Source organism: Paenibacillus sp. CH40, assembly GCF_024213605.1.
GTDB classification, from domain to species: domain Bacteria; phylum Bacillota; class Bacilli; order Paenibacillales; family Paenibacillaceae; genus Paenibacillus; species Paenibacillus polymyxa_B.
Genome location: NZ_JANAVQ010000001.1, coordinates 1345093 through 1359138, shown reverse-complemented (window position 1 = coordinate 1359138; position 14046 = coordinate 1345093). Strand labels below are relative to the sequence as shown.

Sequence of the window (14046 nt, the reverse complement as noted above, 5' to 3'; positions counted from 1 at the left end):
TTTGAATCAATTATTAAAGAGAAAAAGCAAGGGAGACATGTGGTTTGACATCGTCAACTACTTCATGTTGACCATAGTTATGCTGCTTGTATTATTCCCGTTGTATTTTGTGCTGATTGCTTCACTTAGTGACCCCAATCTCATCTACTCAGGAGAAGTATGGTTTTTTCCAAAGGGTTTTACGCTGGATGGATACGGGCGGATATTCAGTGATTCATCTATATGGATTGGTTATGCCAACTCGATTTTATATGCGGGTCTAGGAACATTAATCGGAGTAGCCGTGACCGTATGTGCAGCTTACCCGTTAGCTCGTAAAGGACTGGCGGGAAAATCGGCGATTATGTGGTTTTTACTGATCTCCATGTTTTTTAGTGGAGGGCTGATCCCAACCTATTTGCTGATCAAAGATCTTCACATGCTGAATACGATCTGGGCACTTGTTATTCCTGGAGCGGGAGGTGTGTTCAATGTCATTATCGTAAGGACTTTTTTTCAGTCGACCATCCCAGATGAAATGTGGGAGGCAGCTTCGATCGATGGTTGTTCCAATACCAGATTTTTTTGGAGCATTGTATTGCCTTTGTCTAAGTCCGTTATAGCCGTAATGGTACTATATCATGTTGTCGGCTTCTGGAATGGTTTCTTTGACGCTTTGATCTACTTGAACGACGAAAACAAGTATCCGTTGCAACTGGTTCTGCGCAACATTCTTGTCCAGAATCAGGCCAACTCGGGCATGATGATAGACGTGGAATCTTACGCAGCGAAGATGCGCGTTACAGAGCTTATCAAATATGGTGTCATCATGGTATCCAGTCTACCGTTGCTGATTTTGTATCCTTTCCTGCAAAAATACTTTGTTAAAGGCGTGATGATCGGCTCGATCAAAGGCTAACATTGTCATGGTGCCTGAAAGGGGTGATGTGCAACAGAAACGATAAGTCCATCATCCAGACAACTATATAAGAAGAGCAACGAAATTTTCAGCTTGTGGAATGATCTAACAGGAGGTTGTGTACGATGAAATCGTTATTCAAAAGTGCTGGGCTTCTAGTGCTGGCCGGAGTGTTTGCGCTTAGCGGATGTTCGGGAGGCGGCGAGTCAAAAAATCAGGCGGTAAACCCGGATCAGGATGCGAATTTTAATAAAACCGGCCTTCCGATTGTTAAAGAAGCGGTGACATTAAAGATGGTATCCCCGAAAGCTGCTTTAGCGCCGGATTACTCGAAAATGGAAATTTTTAAGCGGCTGGAAAAACAAACAAACGTAAAGATTGACTGGGAAAACATTCCAGACGCTGACTTTGCAGAGAAGAAAAATTTGTTGTTGGCCAGCGGAGATTTGCCAGACGCATTTTACGGAGCCGGATTCACAGATTACGATCTAATCAATTACGGTAAAGACGGAACCATTATTCCGCTGGAGGATTTAATTGATAAATATGCGCCTAATTTGAAAGCGCTTCTCGATCGTCGGCCTGACATTAAACTAGCCATCACAGCACCAGACGGTCACATCTATGGGCTGCCGTCGTGGGAAGAGAATAAGCTCGATACCAACCCCTTCTTTCACGTCATCAATAAAAATTGGCTCGATAAACTGGGCTTAAAAGTACCTCAAACGCTGGACGAATACACGCAGGCTTTGATTGCCTTTAAAACGAAGGACCCGAACGGCAATGGCAAGGCTGATGAAATCCCATTAAGCTTTATGCACATGCAGTGGTGTAGTGACATTGCCGGCATATTCGGAGCTTTCGGTCTTCCGGATAATTTGGAACATCGGATTGTCCGCGAAGGTAAAGTGATCTTTACCGCTTCGCAACCTCAATATAAGGAAGCATTAAAATATATTCATGATAACTGGTATAAACAGGGGCTGATTGACCCTGAATCGTTCACCCAGGACGCCGCTCAGTATTTAGCAAAAGGCAAAACACCAGATGAAACGCTCGGCTCCTACGTTTGGTGGGAAGTCGAAGAAGTTGTCGGACCGGAGCGTAGTAAGGATTATGCTCTGCTGCCCCCGCTTAAAGGCCCAAATGGAGATCAAATGATTGGTCGCAACAACGGCGGAGGACCGGGACGAGGTAGCTTCGTGATTACAAAGGAGAACCGTTATCCGGCAATGACGATGCGTTGGATCGATCAACAGTATGACCCTTACATGGCGGCTCAAATTCACTGGGGTCCGTTGGATGTCGTATTCAAGAAGGACGAAAAAGGAAAATTGGTGAACCTGCCGCTTCCCAAAGGAGTCTCCGCAGGTGAATTCCGTCAAAAAGTGGCTCCAGGCACAGGAAATCCGGGCGTCATTACTTTCGATGACTTCGGAAAAGTTGTTGATATGGAACCCCGAGCTCAGAAACGTGCTGAGTATTTGGAAAAATATTACACTCCATATATGAAAAAGGAAAACTATCCGAGCATCTTCTTTGAACCGGATGAACTAGATAAAATTAATCGGATCGAGCCAGAACTTATTAAATATGTAAATACCCAAAGAGGCAAGTTCATCGTCGATGGCGAGGTAGATGAAAAGTGGGACAGCTATGTGAAGACACTCGAGAAGATGGGGCTGAACGAATTAATGGAGATCTATCAAAAAGGGCTGGACCGATATATTGCAAATTTAAAAAATAAATAATCAAACGATAGGTGGGGAGAAAACTATGCTTGATGTAATAACCATTGGGGAAGTATTGATAGACTTTACGCCATCAGGTCGTACCGCGAGAGGCAACGAGCAGTTTGAATGTAATCCTGGAGGGGCTCCGGCTAACGTAGCAGCTGCTCTATCCCGTTTAGGAACTAGAGCGACATTGATTAGCAAAGTTGGGGATGATCAATTCGGTTCCTTGCTGCACGATACCTTGATGAACGTCGGCATCGACGTGTCTGCGCTTTCGTTTACAGATGAAGCCAATACAACGCTGGCATTTGTCCATCTGGATGACAACGGAGACCGATCGTTCAGCTTCTACCGGAAACCAGGAGCGGATACATACTTGCGCACGCAGGATGTCCCGTTCGATAGGATTGAAAACTGCCATGCACTGCACTTTGGTTCTTTGTCGATGACCCATGAGCCGGCCCGTACGGCAACAAGAGCGGCAGTTGTGAAGGCTAAAGAGGCAGGAGTCCTGCTTTCATTCGATCCAAATATCCGGTTTGCTTTATGGGAGAGCAAAGAGGAAGCGAAACAGAATATCCTTTGGGGCATGAAGTATGCCGACATCGTGAAAATATCGGAAGATGAGCTCCACTTTATAACGGGTAAAACTGATGTGGAAAAAGGCTCGCTAGAGCTGCAACAGCAATTCGGCATCGCCGGGATCTTCGTAACTTTAGCGGAAAAAGGCTGCTATTACCGATTAGCGGGTCATGACGGATATGTGCCGGGTTTTCAAGTAGAGGCCATTGATACTACAGGAGCCGGCGACGCTTTTCTGGGCTGCTTGTTATATAAGATACTGAAAGCCGGTGTTTCTTTGAATCAGCTGACCAAACAGCAAATCATCGGTATGCTAACTTTTGCTAATGCCGGCGGTGCATTAGTAACCACACGGAAAGGGGCTCTTCAATCTATGCCGACGACAGATGAAATTACCCAGATAATCGAGACAAATAAACAGCACGATGATGATAGATTTAGGCCGGGTTTTCATTTTTCACCTCACTCCCATTGGTTGAATGATCCGAACGGATTAGTCTATTACGAGGGAGTCTATCATCTGTTTTATCAGCACCATCCTTATAGCAATGAATGGGGACCGATGCACTGGGGTCATGCCGTAAGCCAAGACCTGGTTCATTGGGAGCATATGCCTATCGCTCTGTTCCCGGATGAGCATGGCGCTATTTTCTCCGGTTGCTGTGTGGTTGACTGGAATAATAGCAGCGGACTGTTCGATGGTTCCCATGGATTGATCGCACTCTTCACTCATGCAGACATCTGTCCGGAGACCGGACAACCTCGCCAGCGGCAAAGCCTGGCTTACAGCAGTGATAAAGGCCGAACTTGGCACAAATATGAGGGGAACCCAATACTCGACGAGCATGATCTGGTCGACTTCCGGGACCCCAAGGTGTTCTGGCATTCGCCAAGTGAATCCTGGATTATGGCTCTTGTCGCGGGAGACCACGTTCGGTTTTATCGTTCGGACAATTTGCGTGAATGGTCGTTGTCAGGCGAATTCGGAAAGATTGATGGCTCGCATGACGGAGTTTGGGAATGCCCTGATCTCTTTGAATTGCTGGTTGATGACAGCGGACATTCCAAATGGGTACTTATCATAAGCATCGGAGATAATCCCAACTGTCCGGAAGGCTCACGCACGCAATACTTTATCGGAGAGTTCGACGGAAATACGTTCATCAATGACAATCCGGCCGATCATATCCTGTGGCTGGATTATGGCCGGGACAATTATGCGGGGGTCACCTGGTCGGATATAGCTGAGCAGGACGGACGGCGTGTGATCATCGGATGGATGAGCAACTGGAAATATGCTAACCAAACGCCTACCGGGGCCTGGAGAGGCACAATGACTCTGCCTCGCGTCTTGTCATTGACCAGCCGAGACGAGGGCGTAGTTCTGACCCAAATGCCTGTTCGGGAAATAGAGCAGCTGCGGAAAGGAACGCTCTGCTGGAATGAGGTTAAGGTTACGCCAGAGGCGCCGTTTACGCAAAAAATAAATGATGTTCTGCTTGAAATTGAAGCGGATATCGACATTCGTTCCGGGGACGAGGTTCACATTAAAATGAAGTCCTCTGGGCAAAGTGAGACTATTATCGGTTATGACCCTTGGCGTCAATGGCTATTCATCGACCGTTCGAAATCGGGCCTGACTGATTTCCACTCATCGTTTGCGTGCAAGCACGGTGCTAGAATGGTTTCGGAGAATGGGAAGATCAAGCTGCATATCTGGCTGGATCGCAACGCGGTTGAAGTGTACGCGAATGAGGGTTTGGTTGCACTGACGGATCAAATATTCCCTGATGCTCCGATGGATCGTATTGAGATAAGTGCGAAATCAGGGGAAGTTGTAGTGAACTCGTTTTATATCCATGCTCTTAACTCCATTCATATTCCCAATGGTCCAACGGAGCAGACATTAAGGAGGGTTGAAGTATGAGCCATGCAACCGATAATCGGGGATTGATCATGTATTGGGCGTTCAATGAAGATTCCGGTACAAGCGCTCTGGAGAGCGTATCCCAAGTCCAGGATAATATCCAGTACGTATTTAACCAAGCAGAGTTCACTAAACCTTGCCCTCCTAGGTGGAGACAGGGGGTAATTGGAAATGGGCTTCTGTTCGATGGTTATTCGACTTACATTGCGCATTCGTTCGATGAGGGAAATCAGAACACCGAGCCAGAGTATCGATCAGCGCTAAGCATTGGAGTATGGGTAGCCCCACGCTCCTATGAATGGGGGGATGATGGCAAATTGTCCGCCATCGTGAACCGCTACAACCTGGATCGCAAGCAAGGTTATCTGCTTGGCATGTTCCGTCACGGTTCCTGGTCCTTCCAAGTCGGGCTGGAAGGAGGGGACTGGAAGGAACTTTGGTCGCCAGACGGCCATGAACTGTCCAAGAATGAATGGTCATACGTGAATGCTGTGTTCGATGGGAACCAAGGGGAAATCAAGCTGTATTTGAACGGCAGTGAAATCGCTTCAGCAGCCGTGCCTCGTGGTTCCCGCCTGGCTGAGGCGACGGACACGGATCTTCTTATCGGCAAGAATAACCATAGCAGCCTGCTGGCGGAAGTGTTCAGCCTGCACATGTTTAGCGGTATCATTGATGAACTCAAGATTTATAATCGGGCGCTGAGCGCGGAAGAAGTGGCCGCTTCTTATCGGCATGTGCTGGATACCTTTCATGAAGGTAACCGGCCTCAATTAAACTATGACGAGATCAAGCTGGACCGAACGCCACTGCTACTTGATCGGCACAGACCGCAATATCATGTTAGCCCGCCGGCCCATTGGATGAACGAACCCCATGCACCGATCTATTTTGACGGGCAATATCATTTGTTCTATCAGCATAACCCGCAGGGGCCGTTCTTTCATCAGATCCATTGGGGACATTGGGTAAGTCAGGATTTGGTGCATTGGCGTGATCTACCCGTGGCCCTGGCGCCCGAAAAGGATCAGCTCGCACCGGACGGGATCTGGTCGGGAAGCGCAACCTATGATGCTGACGGACTTCCTGTCTTGTTCTTTACGGCAGGTAATGACAGCGCTTCTCCGAATCAGAGCGTAGCGCTTGCCCGAAGCACTTATACCCTTGACGGAAACCCGGATCTGGTTCAGTGGGTCAAACATCCAGAGCCGTTGATCGTGCAGAAGAAGGGAATGGGTGCATTTGGGGATTTCCGAGATCCATTCGTATGGAAGGACGATGACGGCTGGTATGCTCTGGTCGGGTCCGGTATCGAAGGTGGAGCAGCACTGGCATTTGCGTCACAGGATATGCTGAATTGGACGTATAAAGGGCCGTTTTTTAAAGCAGATATTCAGAAGTTTCCTTACCTTGGACCCATCTGGGAGCTCCCTGTGCTTCTTCCCCTTGGCAGTGACAAGCAGGGGGTGAACAAACATCTCCTGCTTGTCAGCCCTGTGGGGAAGGGAGCGGATGTCGAGGTGTTCTATTGGATCGGGCAACTTGACAAGCAAAATCTTTCGTTCATCCCTGATCAAGAAGAGCCTCAATTGATTGACCTCGGGGATTTCCATTTTACCGGACCGAGCGGAATGGTTGATCCGAAGACCGGCAGAAATATCGTCTTTACGATAGCCCAAGGCGATCGGACGTCCGAGATGGAATATAAGTCGGGCTGGGCTCATAACGGCGGCTTGCCGTTAAGCGTGTATTTGAGGGATGACGGACGTCTGGGAATAGAGCCGATTCAGGAGCTTCAATCGCTACGTGGCGCCAAGCGGCTATCGCTTCGGGACCAGTCATTGGCTGAAACTAATGTACAGCTCAGGGATGTTCATGGTGACATGCTTGAGATTCAATTGGAATTGGAGCCCGGCAGCGCCAAACAATTTGGAATCAAGGTCCGTTGTACGCCGGACGGGGAGGAAGAAACTCTGCTGTATTATGATTGGAATCAAGCGATGCTCATGGTCGACCGGTCGAAAACGACACTGCATCCGGGAGAAAAGTGCAGAGGGATTCAGGGCGGTAAGCTGGAGCTACTTGGGGAGAATCTGAAGCTTCATATTTATTTGGACCGCTCCATGGTCGAAGCCTATGCAAACGGATTGAAAAGCCTGACAACCCGGGTGTACCCGAGCCGTATGGATGCTTTGGGACTCGAGATTTGGGGAGATGGAGAACCGTTTGTTAAATCCTTGGATATATGGGATATGCAGTCCATTTGGTAAGACGATTGCTTAGGCGCTCCTTACTAATGGGGTCATGCAGCAAATGATCAAGTAACTTCGCTTTTCTCTAATTGGAAACGTTTCATATATTTTCTCCTTTCTTCTTGACTTTCATCTTTGTACTAGGAGAGCATTTCGAAATGAAGTATCGATGTTTGAAAGTGCAAGAAATTTCGAAGGAGGATCTAGAATGAAAAAGGTAAAAATAAGAAAATATTGGATATCGGGAATGCTTATATGGGCTATGGTGCTCCAGCTTGTTGTTCCAGGAATCTCCGCAGTAGCTGAATCTAGAACTGTTGCTGGGAACACGCTCATTCCTAAAAATGACGTAGGCTCGTCGGTTACGAATGCGGTTTATCAAATCAAGAATATTCCTAAGAATGACGTGGGATTGTCAGTTACGGATTCGGTCTATCAAATCCGGAATCCTGGATTTGAAACAGGAGATTTGACGGGATGGACCGTTGTCAAAGGCAATGCGTTCGGTCCGAATAGCGTGACAGACGAAACGACTTGGTGGGCGGAAAAAATACCGTATAACCAGGAAGGCGCTTATCATTTAAACGGCTGGAAGTATGACGAATCTGCGACAGGTGTACTTCGTTCCAGCACTTTCGAGCTGGGCGGAAGCGGCTGGATCAGCTTCAAGCTTGGCGGTGCGAAGAACCCAGACAAGGTATTTATAAATATTGTGGAAGTCGATACGGGACAAGTTATTGCCCGATACGGAAATAGCGCATTCGCCGACGTTGGCTTCCCGGATCCTGCGCAGGGCATGCGGCTTGCCAATATGGTGCAATACAAGGCGGATCTTTCCACACAATTGGGCAAGAAACTGTATGTGGAGGTCGTCGATAATGCAACCTCGGATTGGGGAATCATTTTTGCGGACGCATTCTCCGTGTACCATGAATCGGAGCCAGCTGAAGGAATGGTTGCGACGGATATCAAGCCAGATTTCAAACGCTATGAAATCGACAATCCAAGCTTTGAAACTGGAAATCTCGATGGCTGGACGGTTGAGGGAGATGCTTTTGAAGTGACCGATGAAGCTCATGCGAGCAAAGAAGGGAACTTCTATGCCAAATCCTCCGTGCAAGGTAAGGGCTCCATCACCTCTAATACTTTCACGCTTCAGGGAACCGGAACAATTAACTTCACTATTTTGGATATCCTCAAACCGGAAAACGCATATGTCGCACTTTACGATGCGAACAGCAACACGTTGCTTATGAAAACCGGGGATGTCAGCACGAACGAGAAAATCTCATGGAAAGTACAGGAACACTACAACAAGAAGCTTTATGTAAAGGTCATCGATCATTCCAATGAAGCCAGCATTGCCGTTGATGGGTTCCAAGCAAGTGGTGTGGGTACCATTTTCTACTTAAACCTTGATGAAGGTGCAGGAAAGAAAGTGTTGGAGAATGTACGCAATCTTAAGCATGATGTGAACTATGTATTTAACAACGCCAGGTATATGGCATCGAAGGATCCAAGATGGACTCCGCGTGGAATAAAAGGCGGTGCCTTGTTGTTTGATGGATACTCGAATTATATTGAGGTCAATGCAAAGGATACTGTGCCTGTAAGCGACGCGTTAACCATCGAAGCTTGGGTTGCACCGCGGAGCTATGAATGGGGAGACGGAAACAAGCTGTCTGCGATCGTAAACCAATCCGATCAGGATAAAGCGGAGGGCTTTTCTCTTGGAATGTATCGGCACGGTACATGGTCGATGCAGGTAGGAATTGGCGGCCAGTGGATTCAGGTATGGGTAAAGGATCACCCGTTGGAGAAATACAAGTGGAATTATGTGGCCGCTACTTTCAGTAAAGAAGATGGAAAGATTAAGTTATATCTAAACGGTGAGGAAGTGGCTTCCCAAGCAACCCCCGTCAACGTTCCGATCACCCCATCTACCGAAAGCCTGATCATCGGGAAAAATAATAAACCTGTAGAGTTAGCAGGGTTGTTCTCCTTCAATATGTTCAGCGGACTCCTAGATGAAGTGAAGCTGCATAATAAAGCCCTTACGAACCAGGAGATACTTGCTGGATATGAGAGCGTGAAGACGCATCATGGAGGTTCGATTCCGAAAATTCCGAATGCGGACATTGATGAGGATCCCAGTGTGTTTGACGGAGATCAGCACCGTCCCCAGTACCACGCGATGGCTCCGCAAAACTGGATGAATGAAGCACATGCACCAATTTATTATAACGGCAAATACCATTTATTTTATCAACATAACCCGCAAGGTCCATACTGGCATCAAATCCACTGGGGGCATTGGGTGAGTGACGATATGGTGAACTGGGAAAATGTAAGACCTGCTCTTGCGCCCGAAGCGGGCACCCTTGATCCGGACGGCACGTGGTCAGGCAGTGCAGCGTATGATCGAAACGGCAACCCCGTTCTGTTCTATACCGCCGGCAACGACTCCCAGTCGCCGAACCAAAGAACCGGGCTGGCAACTCCGGCGGATTTGTCCGATCCCTATTTGGAAAAATGGGTGAAATATCCTAAACCAGTAACGGAGCAGAACGGAAAAGGCATTCACAACGAGTTCCGCGATCCATTTGTATGGTACGACAAAGAGGTGGACAAGTGGTATCAGTTAGTGACGTCTGGCCTTCCAGACTTCAGAAGCGGCACAGCTTTGGTGTATGTATCCGACGATATGTACAATTGGGAATATAAGGGGCCATTATACGTTAGTGACAGAAGCCGTTATCCGGAGTTGGGTACGGTATGGGAGCTGCCAGTGTTATTGCCGTTAGGCACGGATAGTACGGGCAAGCAAAAATATATTTTCATGATTAATCCGCATGAAAAGCCGGAACATGTTCCTCCAGCGAACGATGTGCAAAGAGATGTTGAGGTCTTTTACTGGATCGGGACCTGGGACCGGGATAACTTTAATTTTATTCCTGATCAGGAGGCACCCTCCAAAATGGATGTAGGTGACGGCTATTTAACCGCAGAGAGCGGTCTGGTCACACCTGACGGAAGAACGGTCGTATTCTCCATGGTGCAAAATGTAAGAACACCGCAAGCCGAATATCAATCCGGATGGGCTCATAATTTATCTTTGCCGTTTTCCCTAAGCCTCGATAAGCATGATAAATTGCATGTCGAACCGATTAAAGAACTGCAGAGCCTTCGAGGGAAAAAATGGGTTGATTTTTCGGACAAAAATTTGGAGAGTGCCAATCAATTGATTAAAAATGTCAAAGGCGACATGCTAGAGATTGTGATGGAGATTGATCCGCGTGAGGCCCAGAAATTCGGTCTCAAGGTGCGACGCTCGGAAAAAGGCCAAGAAGAGACGCTCATTTACTACGACAAGAAGAACGGGACATTCAATGTGGATCGAACCAAGAGCAGCATTGATCCGGATGTGCGTGTGGACGGCATTCAAGGAGGGTATGTAGATCTTGACGGAGAGAACTTGAAACTCCATATCTTTCTCGATCGCTCGGTCATTGAAGCCTTTGCAAATTACAAGAAAAAGCTGACAACTCGTGTCTATGTAGGCAGATACGACTCCTTGGGCTTGCAGATCTGGGCCGATGGCGATATCACTGTCAAGTCTATGCAAGTATGGGATATGAATGCCTTAACGGGTAAACCGGCTGCTCCGGTCTATGTGCCCGATAACTGGGATAACTCCGTGTATAAGGATATTACAGAGCTGCCTAACCATGATTTTGCTACAGGCGACTTAACAGGATGGATTACGGAAGGAGACGCCTTCCAGAATGTCCATGTGACCAATACCCAGTTCTTCTGGGACACCATTTACTTCAACCCGTCGCATAAAATTCCGGGCGGCTACCATTTATGGGGCTTCAACGAGCAAGCCGGCGGCGACAGCTTGACAGGAGCGCTAAGATCTCAAAATTTCGTCCTTGGTGGGAACGGTAAGATCAACTTCCTTATCAGCGGCGGCCGGGATATAGACCGTCTGTATGTTGCGCTGGTTCGGGCGTCGGACGGCAAAGAGTTATTTAAAGAGACAGCGACCAATTATGAAGAATATCAACGGAAGATTTGGGATGCGTCGGATTATATCGGCGAGGAGCTTTACATTAAGGTGGTTGACCACTCCAAAGGCGGGTTTGGACATATTAACGTCGATGATTTCAACGTACCTGTTCAGGTAAAGAAGAAGACCAACAACTGACCTTGTCAATACAGAACACCCGTGAGTCCTGCAGTCACTCCAAGCAAACCGAATAGTCAGAGCAGCTTGTCATTCGAAATGGCAAAGGAGAACGGCAGCTACTTGTAAAACAAAGCTGAACCAATTTTATTTGGCTGGGAGATAAAAATGTATTTAATTTAATGATTCGGTGTAGCAAAATGGATATTTCAAAACAAGTTGCTATTGTCAGCGGTTCAAAGCGAGGTTTAGGCAAACATCTAGCTCTTGAACTTTAGCAAGAGGAGCTAAAGTATACGCTGGTGCGAGGAACCCAGAATCAGTCGATCTGCCTGGTGCTATTCCACTACAACTCATATTACTGATCCGAAATCTGTGGTAGCTGCAGCAGAGATCGCAGGGATGTTACCCTTCTAATTAACAACGCTGGTTCAGCAACGGGTGCTTCTCTGCTCACAGGTGAGCTGGATGATATTCATTTGTAATTCCACACTCATGTTTCTGGTACACTTTCAATGAATTCGCACGTTCGCACCAGTGATTGAGAAGAATGAAGGGGGTTCGATTCTGAATATCCTATCCGTATTATCTTGGATCAATATAGGCGAAGGAGGGGCATATTCAGCTGCAAAATCTGCTCAATGGGGAGTAACAAAAGCATTACGCTTAGAATTAGCTGCTAAGAACGTTAGGGGTGCCGGATTGTATGTAGCGTTTATGGACACGGACATGACAGCTGGCATCCATGCGCCTAAATCATCTCCAAAGGACATCTCTAGAACCGCAATCGATGAGATTGAAGCCGACCTCTACGAGATTGTTGACTGATGCTACAAGTCGGGAGGTACAGCAGGGTCTTGCCGGAGGAGTTCCTTCCCTGTACCCACATTTATTTCAATAAAAATACCCTACTCGATGCTTGTAGTGAAAGTATTGGTATTGATCGTGTGAAACTATAATAAATGAGATTTGGATTTTACAGTATATTAACATATTAGGAGGAGTGAAACATGCGTTTTCTCGTTCATGTCAAAATTCAACCAGACGCACCGCAGGAAGAAATTGCGGAACAGTTGCCCGCAGAACAAGCACGGTTCGCAGAATTGGTGGAACAAGGGGTGATCAGTAAGAGCAAAAGCAATGGGCGGAGCAAGTGGTCTGCGTATCGGAATGCTAGAGGGTAACAAAGTGGATGGCTATATTACTGTCGGCACAGGTATTACTCCAATTAAAGAGATTAGAACTGTAAAAGCAGTGATTGATGACTTAATGCAAGATTTTAATTAATTGCCTTGTTAGACTTATCAATATGCAAAGAATAATTTTGAATAGGATTTTTTCCGATGTTCTTGATAAGCTTTGCTTTTACCTTGGTAATAAATTGAGTTATACACTTTTTAAAAGTAAAATGAACGTATTCTTTGGCCACAACGGGCGCGATATACTGGTTTCACTTGAAGTTAGCCCCTAACATTAATTGTTAGGGGTTTTAAATAACTTCATTAGAAGAGTTGGGGACAAAGAAAGAATGCAGGACACACTAGACCATGTCTGTCGCTTTCAAAGGTTTTTTTTATTATGCTAAAATAAAGTAAAGAGGGCGAACAAAAAACGTCAATAGGTACAAGTTCTTGTCTTTTAACGGTATTCTTGTCCTAAGCAAAGGACAAGAACTTGGTCCCTTTGCCCACAATGGACAAGAACATGGTACTATTGCCGATTTGACCAGGTTCGATATTTTGGGCCTATCCCCAAAGGTTGGCTTAACTTACTGTTACCCGATATGTTATGCAATTAGAAGTAGTGGCAAGGCCATTCCTTTTGAGGTGGACTAGAATGGCTGGCTGAAGGAGCAATCCTGAACATACATTTGGTCCAGATGGCGAGATTTTATGTGCTGGCTGATTAGGAGGTAGCCTTTATCCTTCATCTAATTCAGGCTTCTCCCCATATGCTTTACCGAATTCCTCCATCTTCTTTAGGACAGGCAGCAGTTTGTTTCCTTTCTCTGTCAGCGAATATTCGACCCGTGGCGGAACTTCCGGATACACATCGCGCTGAATAATTCCGTCGTCCTTCAGCTCCTTGAGTTGCTTGGTGAGCGAGCCTTGCGACAAGCCTCTCAGGAAATTTTTTATCTCGGTAAACCGGCGTCTTTCCCCTTCCAGATACCAGATAATGAAATATTTCCATCGCCCCGAAAGTACATTTTGCGTAAAGGCTATTGCGTACATATTTCTTTTTTCATCAATAAACTCTTTTTCAAATCCTTTATTACATACCCTCATGATATCGCTCCCAGTCTAAAAGTACAAAAATATGTACTACGTTCATTTAAATTGCCTTCTTTGCAAATGAAACGTATGGACTTATGATAGTGCCAAGGCTGCTAACTAATACAAATATTATTAGCAAGCTAATGATTATTGTAACATAACCCGGAGATCAGACCAATTAAGCTT

The 14046-nt window shown here is 46.6% G+C and carries 8 protein-coding genes; 7 read left to right on the top strand and 1 reads right to left on the bottom strand.

All coding sequences use genetic code 11. The features are described 5' to 3' along the window. Position 1: 1 nt before the first annotated feature. The 7 genes from NLX73_RS06015 (at position 2) to NLX73_RS05985 (ending at position 12768) form a co-directional block, all read left to right on the top strand. On the top strand, positions 2-898 hold the full coding sequence (locus NLX73_RS06015) for a carbohydrate ABC transporter permease (protein WP_061828394.1): 897 nt from the start codon (positions 2-4) through the stop codon (positions 896-898). 125 nt (positions 899-1023) lie between these two features. Next, entirely contained in the window at positions 1024-2649 is a 1626-nt protein-coding gene (locus NLX73_RS06010) for an ABC transporter substrate-binding protein (RefSeq protein WP_254325616.1), read from the top strand. A gap of 25 nt (positions 2650-2674) precedes the next feature. Further along, positions 2675-5143 (top strand): PfkB family carbohydrate kinase, encoded by a 2469-nt coding sequence (locus tag NLX73_RS06005; protein WP_254325615.1) that lies wholly within the window; start codon positions 2675-2677, stop codon positions 5141-5143. Continuing rightward, positions 5140-7413, top strand: coding sequence for a GH32 C-terminal domain-containing protein (locus NLX73_RS06000; protein WP_254325614.1), 2274 nt, complete (start codon positions 5140-5142; stop codon positions 7411-7413). The genes NLX73_RS06005 and NLX73_RS06000 overlap by 4 nt, the downstream gene beginning before the upstream one ends. A gap of 190 nt (positions 7414-7603) precedes the next feature. Beyond that, complete coding sequence (locus NLX73_RS05995; RefSeq protein WP_254325613.1) at positions 7604-11605, top strand: GH32 C-terminal domain-containing protein; 4002 nt, start codon at positions 7604-7606, stop codon at positions 11603-11605. Positions 11606-12121: 516 nt separating this feature from the next. Then, positions 12122-12412 (top strand): SDR family NAD(P)-dependent oxidoreductase, encoded by a 291-nt coding sequence (locus NLX73_RS05990; RefSeq protein WP_254325612.1) that lies wholly within the window; start codon positions 12122-12124, stop codon positions 12410-12412. 182 nt (positions 12413-12594) lie between these two features. Beyond that, positions 12595-12768 (top strand): hypothetical protein, encoded by a 174-nt coding sequence (locus NLX73_RS05985; protein WP_165176790.1) that lies wholly within the window; start codon positions 12595-12597, stop codon positions 12766-12768. A 735-nt stretch (positions 12769-13503) separates the two neighbouring features. On the opposite strand, the gene NLX73_RS05980 is transcribed toward NLX73_RS05985, so the two are convergent. Further along, on the bottom strand, positions 13504-13872 hold the full coding sequence (locus tag NLX73_RS05980; protein WP_254325611.1) for a winged helix-turn-helix transcriptional regulator: 369 nt from the start codon (positions 13870-13872) through the stop codon (positions 13504-13506). Positions 13873-14046: the final 174 nt, after the last annotated feature.

Excerpts from the sequence above, each read along its gene's own strand:
- NLX73_RS06010 (WP_254325616.1), top strand. The coding sequence starts at position 1,024 with ATGAAATCGTTATTCAAAAGTGCTGGGCTTCTAGTGCTGGCCGGAGTG.
- NLX73_RS06005 (WP_254325615.1), top strand. The coding sequence starts at position 2,675 with ATGCTTGATGTAATAACCATTGGGGAAGTATTGATAGACTTTACGCCA.
- NLX73_RS06000 (WP_254325614.1), top strand. The coding sequence starts at position 5,140 with ATGAGCCATGCAACCGATAATCGGGGATTGATCATGTATTGGGCGTTC.
- NLX73_RS05995 (WP_254325613.1), top strand. The coding sequence starts at position 7,604 with ATGAAAAAGGTAAAAATAAGAAAATATTGGATATCGGGAATGCTTATA.
- NLX73_RS05985 (WP_165176790.1), top strand. The coding sequence starts at position 12,595 with ATGCGTTTTCTCGTTCATGTCAAAATTCAACCAGACGCACCGCAGGAA.
- NLX73_RS05980 (WP_254325611.1), bottom strand. The coding sequence starts at position 13,872 with ATGAGGGTATGTAATAAAGGATTTGAAAAAGAGTTTATTGATGAAAAA.